Annotated in this window: 11 protein-coding genes; 3 read left to right on the top strand and 8 right to left on the bottom strand. The window is 43.9% G+C overall.

Annotated elements, in window-relative coordinates; genetic code table 11:
• From NEPTK9_RS10030 to NEPTK9_RS07230, 5 genes are all read right to left on the bottom strand, one after another.
• Positions 1–94, bottom strand: a 94-nt coding sequence (locus NEPTK9_RS10030; protein ID WP_194848170.1) for a helix-turn-helix domain-containing protein, incomplete at its 3' end; no start/stop codon positions are given.
• A gap of 85 nt (positions 95–179) precedes the next feature.
• On the bottom strand, positions 180–1,574 hold the full coding sequence (locus NEPTK9_RS07245) for a tetratricopeptide repeat protein (RefSeq protein ID WP_194848169.1): 1,395 nt from the start codon (positions 1,572–1,574) through the stop codon (positions 180–182).
• A gap of 133 nt (positions 1,575–1,707) precedes the next feature.
• Entirely contained in the window at positions 1,708–2,847 is a 1,140-nt protein-coding gene (gene dacB, locus NEPTK9_RS07240; protein ID WP_194848168.1) for a D-alanyl-D-alanine carboxypeptidase/D-alanyl-D-alanine endopeptidase, read from the bottom strand.
• On the bottom strand, positions 2,835–4,175 hold the full coding sequence (locus NEPTK9_RS07235; protein WP_194848167.1) for an ATP-dependent DNA helicase: 1,341 nt from the start codon (positions 4,173–4,175) through the stop codon (positions 2,835–2,837). Before NEPTK9_RS07235 ends, dacB begins: the two co-directional genes overlap by 13 nt.
• Positions 4,176–4,342: 167 nt before the next feature.
• Positions 4,343–7,306: a trypsin-like serine peptidase gene (locus tag NEPTK9_RS07230; protein ID WP_194848166.1), complete on the bottom strand. Its 2,964-nt coding sequence runs from the start codon at positions 7,304–7,306 to the stop codon at positions 4,343–4,345.
• Positions 7,307–7,441: 135 nt separating this feature from the next.
• Between NEPTK9_RS07230 and NEPTK9_RS07225 the strand changes: the two genes are divergently transcribed.
• The gene (locus NEPTK9_RS07225) at positions 7,442–9,031 is read left to right on the top strand and encodes an ATP-binding protein (RefSeq protein WP_194848165.1); all 1,590 of its coding nucleotides are present in this window, start codon (positions 7,442–7,444) and stop codon (positions 9,029–9,031) included.
• Positions 9,032–9,300: 269 nt separating this feature from the next.
• Here NEPTK9_RS07225 and NEPTK9_RS07220 read toward each other — a convergent pair whose 3' ends face one another.
• From NEPTK9_RS07220 to NEPTK9_RS07210, 3 genes are all read right to left on the bottom strand, one after another.
• A complete protein-coding gene (locus NEPTK9_RS07220; RefSeq protein ID WP_194848164.1) occupies positions 9,301–10,311 on the bottom strand; it encodes a hypothetical protein in 1,011 nt (336 codons plus the stop codon).
• A gap of 51 nt (positions 10,312–10,362) precedes the next feature.
• Positions 10,363–11,955, bottom strand: coding sequence for an ATP-binding protein (locus tag NEPTK9_RS07215; protein WP_194848163.1), 1,593 nt, complete (start codon positions 11,953–11,955; stop codon positions 10,363–10,365).
• Positions 11,956–12,026: 71 nt separating this feature from the next.
• Entirely contained in the window at positions 12,027–13,226 is a 1,200-nt protein-coding gene (locus NEPTK9_RS07210; protein ID WP_194848162.1) for a hypothetical protein, read from the bottom strand.
• Between the two features lie 205 nt (positions 13,227–13,431).
• On the opposite strand from NEPTK9_RS07210, the gene NEPTK9_RS07205 reads away from it, so the two are divergent.
• Positions 13,432–14,631: an ATP-binding protein gene (locus NEPTK9_RS07205; protein WP_194848161.1), complete on the top strand. Its 1,200-nt coding sequence runs from the start codon at positions 13,432–13,434 to the stop codon at positions 14,629–14,631.
• Between the two features lie 176 nt (positions 14,632–14,807).
• Entirely contained in the window at positions 14,808–15,197 is a 390-nt protein-coding gene (locus NEPTK9_RS07200) for a PD-(D/E)XK nuclease domain-containing protein (protein ID WP_320412057.1), read from the top strand.
• The last annotated feature ends 195 nt before the right edge of the window (positions 15,198–15,392 follow it).

Raw genomic sequence — 15,392 nt, 5'->3', positions numbered from 1 at the left:
AGAGCCATCTGCACTCGTTTAGACACTCCTGCAGCAACCTCTTTTGTTTCTTAGTCGGATACAGTCTGAATTGAAAGGACTTGCGGATTAACATACGAGTATTCTACCATTCGTCTTAAGAGGGTGTCAAATGTTAATTTCTAAAAGGGTTATTTTTACTGGCACAATTCATCTCGGCCCTAAAGGACCGAGTATTCTTGTGTCCTAATGATAAAGTCTGCTAAAAACAACCCAATCCCTTTCCCAGAAGAATAAAGCCCTTTAGGAACTCCCTTTGCAAATCCATTAGTAAACTCAGAGATCAAAAGAGGCTCTGCTGGGCTCTTAGAAACATCCGTAAAAGTTTGAAAATCTTGTAGAGACTGATCATAGTTTCCCATATTAAAATGAGAATATCCCCTTTGGATGTAGGGGAGAGGTTCTTCAGGAATAAGCTCAATGGCTTGACTTAGATCTTGAGTTGCTTGACCATAAAAGCCAAGGTTAAAAGCCTTTTCTCCCCGCATTTGGTAGGAAAGAGCGGTAAAACTGGGCTCTTGGTGTGGATTTGAAAAAAGGAGAGCATACTCGGTTGAAAATCTCTTGTCGATTTCACGGTGAGCAAGATCTAAGGAATCGTTTTTCCCTTTTGGAAGTAGGGGAATATTTGACTGGTTTCGAATCTGTTTTAATTCTTGGGAAAACTGTGGATAGGACCCATACCGATCATTTAAAGTGCTAAAGCTGTCGTGGGCAAATATGGGGCCAATAACCCTCCCTGTTTCTTCCAAAGAAAGCCTCGCCTCCTGCCTATTTAAAGAGGGGGGCTCGAAAAATGCTTCCTTAACAATACTATCTTTGAGACAAGTCACCTCCTCTTCAATCACTTCATTGACAAAGGAGGTATCATATGAGGGAGGAGCATATGTCCTATCAGCCTCTGTGCTCTTAGGCTTAGAGGAGCCTTTTTCTGCGGCCCCTGCTCCAGCAGCCCCTACGGCTGCAGCCCCTGCATGGGCAGCGGTTACTGCCGCACCACCTGTCGCAACGCTTGCAACAACAACAGCGGTCACAACAACAACGACAACTGCACCGATGATGATGGCTTTTTTATGTTTCCTAACAAACTTTTTTGTTTTTTTCCATTTTTTCCCAAGCCACCCTTTACAAAGGATCATCTCATATTGAGATGATCCTCTTAGTAAGGCTGGAAGGACAGTATACTCGCCAACATTTCCTGTATAGAAGGCATAAGTAAAGGGATTTTCCTGATCTCCAAGAAGGTCTTCGATATCCTCTTCTAACTCGCATACATCTATTGAGCCATCTGGAAGCACCCCTTCCATTGCCAAAAGGGCCATGAACCGATCGATTTTTTCTAGATTTTGCAAAGAACACCCTTCCTCAAGCTCTCCCGATTCTATTTGATCGATTAAGGTTAGTATCTCATCATACGTTAGAGAGTGACTTTGCTTTTGGTAAGTCTCTTCTTTAGACTCAACACTGATTTTTTGAGCATAGTTATAGGGTGTGCCAAAGAGGGTGGGAATAACCATTAGAAAAGCGCATCTGCTAAGGGCCTTCAACTTGGACATTTACTACCTTCCTAATTTATAACCGTTCCGAATCTCGATTCGGAACGGTTATATTTTGTGCAAAAAGTATACTTCAAGAGTTTTTTTGTCAACTCCGCCTAAACTCCTGATTGCTAGCTCAAAATATAGGGGGTTAAAGAGAGCAGGGCAATTTGCTTAAGAAATGACAAATCCGATCTTCGAGCTGCTCTTTAATCTCACTCCCCTCTTTCATATACCCGTTGACAAAGATCGCAAAGGTAAGTTTTTCCCCCTCTTCAGTTGTTAGATAGCCACAAAGAGAAGATACGCCTGTCATCGAACCTGTCTTTGCTTGAATGTCCTTTAGCATTCCCATCCGAAACCTTAATGTCCCCTCTTCACCAGGGGTAGGAAGGGCCTCCCTAAGGTCTTTACTCCCCTTCATCTTCTTTAAAAACTTCACCATCTGGTGGGGAGAAATGAGGTTGTAGCAAGACTCCCCACTTCCATCAACCACTCGAAGCCCCTCTATCCTCAGCTCCTCCAAGAAGCTTTCAACACTCTCCTGTCCCTTAGTCCAAGAACCCCCCATCTTTTTGAAAATACAGTTCGCATATAAATTGTCAGAGTTTTTCAGAAGCACTTTGGCCAGCTCTCGAAGAGGCTCCGATTCATGTTTTGCAAGAAGGGTGCAGGTTTCAGGGGCTTTTCCCTCCTTTATCTTCCCCTGAACTTCAACCCCCTTTCGTTGTAAAGCGGACTTAAATAAGGCTCCTGTAAACTTTGCCGGTTCTAAAATAGGGGTGTCATCGACATAATTATGTTCAAGATTCAGGGCGCTCATCGGAACCGACCAGAAAGCAGGCTCTTCGTCCCACATCCATCCCGGACCCATCGGCCCATCTTCAAAACAACTCAGATCCAAAATAAGATCCCCCTGAATGAGGGTGAGATCGAGTTGTTCAACGAGTTCGATCAGATCAAGAGCTGACAGGCTGGGATCTCCAGAGCCAGTCAAATAGCAGTTTCCCTCTTCATCCGAAACCACCTTGGTTTCAAAGCGATAGTCTCCTCCCAAATGGTGTAAAGCGGCCGCAACGGTAAAAAGTTTTAAGCTACTTGCTGGAGTGAACCGTTTTTTTGCATTCCTTTCATATAAGACCTTCCCTTTATCTAAAGAATAGACCTTGATCCCAATGAGTGCAGTGGGGGCAACATCAGCAATGAATCCTTCGATCTCATGCAAAACCCTCCCCTCAATCGCTGAAAGGGCGCTTGCTAAAAACAACCACAACCAAACTAAGAGGCGCATAACCTCCTCCTGATTCCCGACATTTTTTCCGATGTTTCACTCACACACGCCTCAATCATCCCCTCATCAGCAAGAATTTCGATCTCTTCCTTTGCACGGGTAATGCCTGTGTATAAAATCTCCCGCCCGAAGGCTTCTGCCCCTTGGGGGACAAGTAAAACGACCCGTTCAAACTCACTCCCCTGGCTTTTGTGGACCGACAAGCAGTAGGCATACTCAAATTCAGGAAGTAAAACCGCTGGAAATCGCCTTTCTCCAAAAAGAGCCTCATCCTCTTTCCCAAGAGCACGCCCTTCCGATCGCTTCATCAACGTTCCCATCTCTCCATTACTCAGCTCCATCCGCTTGTCAGTCCGGGTGATGATGATCGGGATCTCCCCCTTTTCCCACATCAGCTCATTGATCGCATCGACCCCAAAAGGTCCCCGTCGAAGGCAAGATAAAAGGCGAAATCCCCCCTTTTTAAATTCCTTTTTCCACTCCGAAATTTTCCGCTCGAGCTTTCCATAAGGGATCATCTCCCCTTTTCTGACCGCCTCTGCTTTTTCTAAAATCTCTTTCCGGTCACTCCGCATGCACTGATCAAGGTGCACATACCCTTGTCCCCGCTCCCTCATAAAACGGCAAAGCTCTCCAAAGACTGTTCCCGCCTCGACCGGAGGCAACTGATCATGATCCCCCACTAAAATGAGCCGAGTTCCCGTTTTAATGGCCCGCAGTAAAGCGGCCAACATCCCCACATCGATCATCGAACACTCATCAACAATGACCATTCCATAATCAAGGACCTTCTCCCCAAATAGAAGGTCCTTCCCACTCCGAATTCCAAGGAGGCGATGGAGGGTTCCCACCTCCACATCGAGCTTTTCTCGCAGGACCGAAACCGCCTTTCCTGTCGGAGCCGCCACACACACATCTTTGCCATACCGCTTGACAATCTCGGCAATCGTATAGGTTTTTCCGGTTCCCGGTCCTCCTGTGAGACAAAGGACACTTTCAGAAAGGCCCATCTCGACCGCAACAGCTTGTTTCTCATTCATCCCGGCGCACCCTTCAATGTAAAGCGGATTTACATCTCCCTGAAGAAGGCGCTTAAACTCGCGCACAACAGCTCCTTCAAGGACCCAGTTTCGCTGAAGGTAGTAGAGGTCGTCCCACCGACCAACCATTCCCTCAAAGCGCTCTTCATCTCCCTTAAGCGCGGTGCATCCCTCAATCACTTCCTCTTTGCAAATGCAGAGGTGACCAGCACGTGCTGCTGCCATTAGCTCGGCCCCAATAGGGCCGATCCGCTTACCAATAATTTCATCGATCTCGATTTGTTCCATTCTTAGGAGTATACAACCGGTGGGTCATTTCTTACAAAATGCTACATTTTGCAAGGGTTACAGAACATTACCGCTAAAAGAGCCCTACAAAAAAAATCGCTTCGGCGCTGAGGGCCCCCAATGGATAAAGTTCAAGATTCCAACCGCAAGAGATAAGCAGTCAAATGCTAAGCGTCAAACTTCCGGGCACCCACAACACCGCGAAACTGGACGGCCTGGTGGTCAGTCCACTCGTTGCGGACATCGAGGCCATTATAGTCGAAACCGCCAATAACCACAGGCCATTTGTTGTTATTCAAGCTGTCTTGGCAAAGAGTATAGGTACTTGGGTGGTAGCCGGTCAGTAGCTCCTCTTTGTTCTCTTTCTCATGGATTAAAAGTGCTGCTGTTAACTCTAAAGCTTTTGGTAGAGTATAACCTTTGGAGGCATAGGCACTCATGAGCTGTCTCTGCTCATTGTAGGTTTTCTTTCGGCTCCCTTCCAACACGTTTTTGCTGATGAGGACCCAAGTAGCCTTTCCTAGCTTTTGGCTTCCAAGCTCTTTTTTTACATGCTCGAAATATTCTCTGTATTTAAAAAGGGTGTTCAGTCTATCGAGCGAAACAGCCACTCCATCAACTTTCTCAGGGATCCAGACGAGGATGTGGGTATCGCTAACCTTGCCGCTATACCCTTCAACTTTAAACGGAGTGGGAGCATCAAGAATCTCCTTGATATTCGAGGGTAAGGGACCCTGAACTCCCTCAACACTTTTAAAGTGCTTCTGCCACACAGACTTGCCCAAGGCAATAGAAGGAAGGGGGGAAGACTGGGTAGTTTGTATTGGGTTAATATTTAGACTGTGGTTTGAATTCAAACTCGAGCTACTTGAAGTCGAATGGATATTGGAGCTTGCATGCAGATGATGGTTTTGCTGGTAGTGCTGTTGATTGAACTGTGGGTTATAGTAGTGGGTCGGGCTGTTATTTAAATACTGGTTATCCGTGAACCTTTGGACACATGCAATACCAACATTTCGGACGCGAACTTGCGATCTCTCACTTACACAAAGACCATCACCACTGAAGCCACCAACGCACATGCCATCTTGGCATCGGGTATAGGCCAATCGGTAACTTGTCATCACCCTCTTTTTCATCTCTTTTTCATAGATTAAAAGAGCTGCTATCAACTCTAGCCCTTTTGGAAGGCTATACGTTTCAGGAGCATGGGTACTTAAAAACTTTTTCTGCTGATCATAGGTTTTGTCTTGGCTACCTACCAAAACGTTTTTGCTTGATAAGATCCATGTCGCTTTTTTAAGCTTTAGACTTCCAAAAGCGCTTTCCATCTTACTACTATTATAGTATCTGTACCTATTAAAAAGGTTCTTCAAACCATTCAAAGAAATCGGAAATCCATCAACTTTCTCAGGAATCCAGACGAGGATGTGGGTATCGCGAACCTTGTTGCCGCTATACCCTTCAACTTTGAAGGGGGTGGGACCCTCAAGGATCTCTTCGATATTCGAGGGTAAGGGACCCTGAACTCCCTCAACACTTTTAAAGTGTTTTTCCCACACAGCTTTACCCAGAGCAATAGAAGGAAGGGGGGAAGGCTGGGCAGTTTGTGTTGGGTTAATATTTAGACTGTGGTTTGAATTCAAACTCGAGCTACTTGAAGTTGAATGGATATTAGAACTTGCATGGAGATGGTGGTTTTGATGGTAGTGCGGTTGATTGACATGTGAGTTATAGTAGTGGGTCGGGCTGTTATTTAAATACTGGTTATCCGTATGTATACCACCGTAAATTCCAGTTTGGGAGTTTACTGGTGGGGTATAGTTGTGTTGAGCATAACCACCTTGAGGGTTAAAGCCTCGACCATATGAAGCATTAGGATAGTTTTGGTTCGCTTGATGAATATGTGGGTTGTAGTAGTGGGTCGGGCTATTATTTAAATACTGGTTATCCGTATGCATACCACCGTAGGTTCCAGTTTGGGAGTTTACTGGTGCGGTATAGTTGTGTTGAGCATAACCACCTTGAGGGTTAAAGCCTCGACCATATGAAGCATTAGGATAGTTTTGGTTCGCTTGATGAATATGTGGATTGTCGTTTGATTGATTATATCTCTGTTCAGATAGTTTTGGGCTGTTCGAAGAACTGGAGCCAATGGACAGGTTAGAAAATTGGTTATTAAGCGTATTGCTTGAGTTTTGTCTAGAAGATGGGCTTGAGCTACTTAAGCTGATTTGTTGATTTTTCTCAATCTTATAGGTGTTAGCTATGGTCGTTTGAAATAGCTTGATAAATTTGTCCTTGGAAATTCTCACTCCTGAGTTTTTGTCGAAGCCTCCTAAGGTGTGAACTCCCATGATTTTGACCGAGCCAAACATATCTTTAACCCAGATAGCACTACCGCTTTGCCCCCCAAAGGTATCGATCTCATAGTCAAAGGTCTCTTTTCCAACGTTTTTGACTTTATGGCTCATGCTCCACATTTGGTCAAAGCCTTTATCTCCAGGGTAACCGGTAATGTTAAATGTAGCTCCCCTTAACGAGTCATCGGGAGCACTGCAAAGCCCGCCCCATCCGGTATATTTTCCAACCGACCTATCTAGCAAAAGGACGGCGATATCATAAGTACGTTCTTTACCACTGGTATAGTTATCGAAGGTATAGGCCTTTGTAACTGTTGCTTCTCCATAGGGAGCGCTTTTTCCATTCCGCCCAGGATGAACGGTGATTTTGGTTGCCCACTTTCCTGTTTTTACATCATAAATGTTGTGCCCACAGGTCAGAACGTGATGGGGACCCACTAGTGAACCCGAACCTCCATATGCTGCATTGGGAAATTCCATCTCTAATTGGACATGAATACTGTAAGGATACTCACTTGTTTTTTCAATCTTTTGGCGCCCATCTTGCCCCGAAACAACTTTTTTAAGGATCTTTTCCTCTTGGAACTCATGAAGGTGTTTATCCTTAAGACACATAATTCTTTGATTTTGCCGCTCCTTAAGAGCTGGGGAGCTTGCACTAAAGTAAACATCCCCCATTTTGCCACACTGAAACTTTCCAGGTTTGTACTGGACGGTTGTGTTATAGGTTCTTTCTACGATACTTCCTGCATTGGATGAACTTGCCATGGTAAACCTCCTTGAGCTTTAAATGGCCAACTATCGCAGACATATAAACTTTTTGTAAAGAAGAAAGTTTGTAGATTTTAAACCTTTTAAGCTGTATTATGAAGATGTAAAAAATGTCTTAAATAAGCAGATTCGATGAAAAAATTACCGATAGGCCTCCAGTCGATCTCTGAAGTCATCAATGGAGGGTATGTCTACATCGATAAAACACAGTTTGCCTACGATCTTATCGAGCAAGGTAAGCACTACTTTGTTGCAAGACCGCGCCGCTTTGGAAAATCTCTTTTTATCAATACCCTCAAGGAGATCTTAAAGGGAAATAAAGAGCTATTCAAAGAATGTGCCATCTACTCAACCGACTATAAATGGGAAGCCCACCCCTTCGTTCACCTAGACTTTACGCAAATTTTAACAGGTAGCCAAGAAGACTTAGAAAAGAGCTTAACAAGAGCACTGGGACAAATCGCTGACACCTACCATATTTCTAACGAAATATCCTCCCCAAAAGAGGGCTTGATCGATATCGTTAAAGCCCTTGCAAAAAAAGGACAGGTTGCCGTTTTAATCGACGAATATGATAAACCTATTATCGACAATCTCAAAGATATCAACCTTGCAGAAAAAAACCGAAATCTTCTCCAAAACTTTTTTGGGGCCCTGAAAGGTTTAGATGAGTATTTGAAGTTTACCTTTATTACTGGAATTAGTAAGTTTTCTCAAGTGTCCCTTTTTTCAGGACTTAATAACTTAAAAGACATGACTACTCGTCCGAAGTATGCGACCCTTTTTGGCTACTCAGAAGAGGAAATCACTCATGCTTTCCAAGATCATATTGCAGCCGTAATGAAAAAAAGAGAGAATAAGAGCAAGCAAGAGATCTTAAGTGAGATGAGACAGTGGTATAATGGGTACCGTTTTTCTTACGAAGGAGCCCCGGTTTATAATCCGTTTTCCACTCTAAATTTTTTAGATGAAGGGCGACCTCAAAGTTTCTGGTATAGCACAGGGACTCCATCCTTTTTAATTGAACTCATCAAAAAGATGCCCACTCCCTCTTTCCAGCTCAGTGGTATTCAGGCTAAGCCTTCTGAGCTTATTGATATCGGCGACTTAGAAGACATTGATCTTAAAGCATTGATGTGGCAAACGGGTTACCTAACCTTTCAAAGTTACGACGTTAAAAGAGACCTATATAAGCTCGATTTTCCCAATCGTGAGGTCAGGCGGGCCTTTTTTGACTCTTTACTTCAAAAGTTTGCCAAAATTAGTCCTGCAGATGTCTCCCTCCAATCCTTGGAATGCAGAAGTGACTTAGCCAATCATGATCTTTCTACTTTCTTTGAGCGTATCAACGTTTACTTTGCAAAAATCCCCTATAACCTATTTAAAAATGCTTGTGAGGCTTTCTATCACAGTATTTTTCTGATTCTCCTCGAAGGGATGGGAATTAAGACCCACGCTGAGGACCCTACAAATATTGGACGGATTGACCTTGTCTTTGAATTAGAAAACACCACCTACATCATCGAGTTTAAGGTGGACAAAGATGGTCACGCTGCTTTTGAGCAGGCAGACCTACGCAAATATAAAGAAAAATACACCCATAACGGAAACCACGTTGCAGTTGTGGGAATCAACTTTAGCTCTGAATCTCGCAATATCTCTGACTGGAAAGGAGAGCTCTTGTCCCCTTCAGGAGAGAGCATTAAAATGTTTGCTCCCTAGTGCTCTTGAAATTTAGGGCTAAGGGATTCAGAGGAGGTTTTCTTGAAACTTGCGATTTTTTTGCCGAATGTAAATAGTCGGGCACTATTTTTGAGGCAAAAAAATCGCAAGTTTCTGAAAAGGTCCCTGAAGACCTAGCAATAAATTTCGAGAGCAAAACCTAAGACCTTTCTACTAAGCACATCAGCCCGAAGTTTTGCGTAATAAACCTCCCTCATATTTTAAGGGATAAGTTTATCAACGATGCAAATTTTTCATAAAGAAAAATTTTATTCCTTAGGTGCAGCTTGTCTCGTACGCTCCCACTGGGTCTCTAGCGCCTTTGTTTGCGAGGCACTTTCAACAGCTTTAACAGCGATGTCTTGGACCTGGCGTCCCGACTCATCAACCCGCTCTGTGAGCTGCTTAATCAGCTCGTGTTGCTCTTTAATCTTAAGCTGTAAGGAGGCAATTTTTTGCTCGTAAAGGGTCTTTTGCCCATCGGCCTCTTTTTTGGAAAGCTCTATCTCAAATTGGTACTGCTTCTGTACCTCTTCTTGAACCTGGGTGCGGGTTTTCTCAACCGCTTCATCGAGCTTTTCAGGAAATCCTTCAACTTGAGCGGTTAAACCTTCAAGATGTTTTTCCTTTTGGGAGAGCTCACGCTCCCTTTGCTCTAGCTCACTTTCTGTTTGGGAGACCTTTTCTTGGAGCTCTTTTTCTAAGGTCTGCTTCTTCTCTTCATAAGCATCTTTTTCTTTCTTTCGACTTGTCTCCCGATCATAGAGGTAGGCCTCTTCTTCTCGAGCTCTCTCTTTTTCGGTTGTCTCTTTCTCCTCCTTCCACTCGGCTTTTTTTCGAGCCATCTCTTCTTCAAAGCTCTCTTTTTCCTCAGCGATTTCCTCATCGGTCTCTTCCTTAAACCGCCTTTGGGTTTCGATCAGGGCCTCTAAACTCCCCGTCTGAAAACGGATATCGTGGAGCTCTTCGAGCTCTTTTTTGGAAACATCGACACTCTTCTGAAGATCGATAAACTTTTTGTACTCTTCAAGGAGATGGGTCTCAAGAGACTCAAGACATTTGCTGATACTGAGTTTTGTTCCAGCAAGACCTTTAATGATCTCATCTAGGGAAAATCCCTTAGCGACTTCAACGATCTTTTCTCTCTCTTGCTTTTCTTTGACCGGCGCTTCTTCTTTTTGCGCCTTGAGCTCCTCTAAAAGGTCATAATAGGCTTCAAGAACCTCACCTTTTTTGTTTTTCTCACTGACGGTTGGGGTTAACTTTTTACCTCTTGGCATACCAAACTCCTTGTTCTACTGGAAGAGTTATTCTAAACAAAAGGCTAGATTTTATGAAGGGGTAGTTGAAAAAAGTTCGCGAATCTTATCTCCAGATTGAGAGAGGACCTCTCCCCTCCACTCAGAGACATTATGTTCCTCTGAAGAAAAATTTGCCCCTAAGATGACAACTTCTTTCCCTTTATGGAGATAGGGTTTAAAGTACTCCTTCTGAAGGATCTGTTTAAGGGCTGTATTTGCTGAGCTATCGAGCTTGAGTTCCATAATATAGGTGACTTTGGGCACTTCCAACACGACATCGATGCGACCTGTACTCGTTGCCCTTTCCGACAAGGGATCAAACCCCATACCGTGTAGCATTGGAAGAAGCATTGCTTGATAGGTTCGCTCTTGCGCCCCTGCAAACACTTGATAAGCAAAGCTGGAAAATCCTACTCTTACATGATCAAAGAGCATCTCTACTTCATATTTCTCTAGCGCTTTTACAAACCTTTCAGAAGATCTCACATCGATCTTGTTCGTAAAGTGTTTGGTAAGGGAGTTCATAAAAGCTGTTCTAACTTCTTCATTGGGGAGCCCCAAGTGATACCGCTTTGAGAGAGTATGATAGTCTTTAATCGTAAAGTATCCCGCTTGGTACATGAGCGCTTTTAGGTCGATATCATCTAGAGAGCTGATATCCATTAACTCATCCCCCCTTGCTGTTGTTCCATCAAGTGAAATCATTGACTGAGGGTGGTTTTTGAGTTGATCGATCAGAAACGAAGGTGTGCCAGTGGTATACCAATACTCCGCGGGCTCTTTTTCATCCATAAAGTTAAGGGTCGAAAAAGGATTATAGACACAAAGATCGCTCTTAGAAAATCGGTAACCGTTATACCACTCTCGAATCTCCTCTAAAACCTTTTCCCTTGACGTCTCTTGACGCTCGGATACTATCGATTGGATATGCTCAGCAAAGTAGGATTTTACCTCCTCTTCTGTGTAGCCCATCATTCCGGCATATTTAGGATCCATTGTAATATCTTTTAAGTTATTAAGGGCTGAAAAAAGAGAGACTCGCGAAAATTTACTAATCCCTGTTATAAATGTGAATTTCAAGTACCTGTCTAAGCTCTTAAGCGTTCCAAAGAAGTCTTTAAGAAGATCCCGATTTTTCTCAGCAAGCTCAGGAGATTTTAAGTGGTTGATAATTGGGTGATCATACTCATCGACTAAAATAACCACCCGATTTTTCTCAGCAAGCTTTGTCACAAGCCTTCTTAACTGAGACTGACTAGAGGCACCTGTTATGGATAGGCCATACGCTGCAGCAGCATCTTCGAGGGTTTCTTTTAGAGCTGTTTCTAACTCGTTAGCAGAAGTGCTTAGAATTTGGGAAAAGTCAAAGTAGAGAACCGGATATTGTTGCCAGTCATAGTCAGTATTATAAATCTCGCAGTCTTTAAATAGCTCTTTATTCCCCTTAAAAATTTCCTCCAGTGTATTGAGGAAAAGGGATTTCCCGAACCTTCTAGGGCGGGAGATAAAGTAGTGCTTACCTGCTGATATCAGCTCCTTGGCAAACCGTGTTTTATCAACGTAAACCTGGTCTTCTTCAAGGATTTCACGAATACTTTGGATACCGATTGGTAATTTTTTCATGCGTTAGCTTTTCTCCTATTCTCCCTCCATTTTACAGCACAATAGCAAAGCCTTCAACTTTTTCACTAATTTCAGAAAAGGTCTACTACTTTCACGAATCTGCCCGGAGAAATCCAAGCAAATAGCCCCCTTCCATTAGCCGAAAAAGCAGCATCATAACCCCTACAGTTCAAAGCGATTAAAACCGGAGACAAAAAGGCCCTCTGTTCAAAACAGAACTCCGCCCCATACACCCCACCCTTTTTTCCAAAAAAGACAAACTTTCCTTTAGGGTTCCACTTCACCTTGATGTCTCGGCATCCGATGAGCTCCTCAGGAAGCTCAATCGGGGTAAACCTCTCCTCTCCTACCCTTTTTAACGCTCCCCCTTTTTCCCAAACAATCAACACATTCCCATCGCTGTCTGAAGCAATTCCATAATCTCCTCGAGATTCCGCTAAGTCAAAAATAGGAGACCAGCTTTCATTAAGGTGAATCGCAGCTCTTAAAAGGGGTGCTTGCTCCCCTTCAGGAGAGAAGAGATACTGCTGAGACCAAGCAAGAACCCCCTCACGGCTCTCTTCAAAAACTCCTCGCACATCATGAATAACAGCCTGCTCCAAACCAAACCGAGAAGGGATATTGAAGAGAGACTGAGGAACGTCTCCATTCCAAGACCCTTTAATCTTTGTACCTCCATGATAGTAGTCAGGCCAAACAATCAAAGCATCCCCAGAGCTTCCCTTCACGATGCTGGAGTAAAAGACAACCGGCTGGACTGGATCGATAAGATAGCTCTCCTGTAAGGCACCTTTTCTTGAACGGGAGATCACTTCAATGGTGCCGAGGATACACCTAGAACTCATAACCTCCCCCTCTGCACTTAAAGCCATGCACTGATCAAAGTTTCCAGGCTTTGTCAAAAGGCCTGGAAGCGACCAAGGAGATCCTTCCTCTTTGTAACTCGCCTGAAAACCATTCCCACCTCTCCAGTAAGCAGCCACCCTCCCTTCTGGATCGACATCCAAGGATATTTCTTTAACCCTGTCTTCGCGGAAAGAAACCTCCTTAGGGAGCATCCAATCCCCCCAAGTCTTCCTTAGCGCTACATGAATAACCTCCTCCCCTTCCTCCATGGAGTAGTTCCAAACCACCGCCATATCCCCTTTCGCATTGAGCGCTACTGAGCACTCTCGAATCATCGCTTCTTCCGGGAAAGAGACTGTTACAGGATTAGAGATCTGAAGTGCCCACAAAGGGCTAGCCAATAATAGGATAAAAAGTTTTAACATGGTAACACCCCAATGTAATGTTTAAGTACATTTTAGAGACTGGTAGTCTTTTTTTCAAATGTTAAAAAAAGAGAACTTGCGCTAAAATGCGGAGAAACCTAATTTGGGCTCAGATGAAAAAGCTTCCGATTAGAAGTCTTACAATTGAAGATCCTTTCTTCCCTCAAGGAGAACGGGCTAAAATATTTCAAACAAGGACCTCCGAATGAAAAAACTTCCAATAGGACTTCAATCGATCTCTGAAGTCATCGAAGGAGACTACGTCTATATCGATAAAACACAGTTCGCCTACAACCTGATCGAGCAAGGGAAACACTACTTTATTGCAAGACCGCGCCGCTTTGGAAAGTCCCTTTTCCTCAACACCCTCAAGGAAATCCTCAAAGGAAATAAAGAGCTCTTCAAAGAATGTGCGATTGCCTCAAGCAGCTATAAGTGGAAGCAGTACCCCGTTGTACACTTAGACTTTTCGAAAATTGCAAACAACCAGCCAGACCAGCTTAAAAGCGCTTTGCAAACAAGGTTAGAGATTATTGCCAAAAAGCACGCCGTCCCGATCATCACAGACGATATTCAAGTCGCCCTCGACAGATTGGTTGTCGAACTATCAAGCAAGTATAAAAGCCAAGTTGCCGTACTCATCGATGAGTACGATAAACCTATCATCGACAATCTCAAAAATATTGAAATTGCAGAAGCGAATAGAGACATACTAAAAGATTTTTTCGGATCATTTAAAAGCTTAGATAAGCATTTAAAAATGACCTTTATTACAGGAATTAGTAAATTCTCACAGGTCTCCCTATTTTCAGGGTTTAACAACCTGAAAGATCTCACCACCCACCCCCGCTATGCTACCCTTTTTGGCTATTCTCATGAAGAGATCACCCATGGGTTTTCAGACCACATCGAAGACCTTTCCCAACAAAGAGCCTGCCCGACCCAAGAGATTCTAGACGAAATGAAGCAGTGGTACAACGGATACCATTTCTCCTACGAGGGAGACCCCGTTTATAACCCTTTTTCAACACTCAACTACCTGGATGAAGGGAAACCACAAAGCTTTTGGTATAATACAGGAACCCCTTCTTTCCTCATCGATCTTATAAAAAAAATGCCTACCCCCTCATTCCAGCTCAGTGGGATTAAAGCGAAACCTTCAGAGATCCTTGAGATCAGCGATCTAGACGATATTGATCTAAAGGCTCTTATGTGGCAAACGGGTTACCTCACATTTCAAAGCTATGATCTCACAACAGATATCTACACACTCGACTTCCCCAACCAAGAAGTGAGGCGCGCCTTTTTCGACTCCTTGATTCAAAAGTTTGCAAAGATCAGCCCCGCAGCTGTTTCAATAGAGGGTGTCGTCGACAGATGCTCAATAAAGAAGCGCTTCCTATGAGGAAAGTTCAAGGCGTCCGATGCAGGAAGCCCAAATCGGGCTTTCGAAGGAGGACAACGATGAAAATTACCATAGGAAGCGCTTAAGGATTGATCAGCTGTTGATGACACCCTCTAAAAGCGTTAGAGTGCAGAAACTATCTCGCAAACCATGACCTTGAACCCTTTTTCAACCGAATCAATGTCTACTTCGCAAAAATCCCCTACCACCTATATAAAGAAGCCCAAGAAGGGTTTTACCACACGATATTTATGATTCTTCTCGAAGGGATGGGCATTAAAACACGAGGAGAGGACCCTACAAACATCGGGCGGATTGATCTAGCATTTGACATTGACAAGACAACCTATATTATCGAGTTTAAGCTCGACCAAGATGGGGAGAGCGCCTTCAAACAAGCAGATCTACGCAGATACAAAGAAAAATATAGCCAAGGAGAAAATCACCTTGCCGTTCTTGGCGTCAACTTTAGCTCCCAGTCCCGCAATATCTCCGACTGGAAAGGAGAGCTCTTTTCCCCTTCGGGAAAAAGCCTTAAAACCTTTGCCTCGACTCTGGTGCCATAGCGCTTTAGCTGCGCAGCGCAAATCCGCAGGAAGCTTATTAGCTTTCAAGGAGTTGCAACAAAGCAGATGAAGATGTTATGGTTGCAGAAGTGCATGAGTTAGGACATCCTCGCAGAGCGAGGAGCTTAACGGTGAGGAGCAGCCCCAAGGGCTGCCGGTAAGCTTTACCCCCATTTAACCAAAAAGGGACTGGCA

This window comes from Candidatus Neptunochlamydia vexilliferae (assembly GCF_015356785.1).
Lineage (GTDB): Bacteria > Chlamydiota > Chlamydiia > Chlamydiales > Simkaniaceae > Neptunichlamydia > Neptunichlamydia vexilliferae.
The sequence above is the reverse complement of the archived record's forward strand: the minus strand, read 5'-3'. Positions and strand labels throughout refer to the sequence as shown.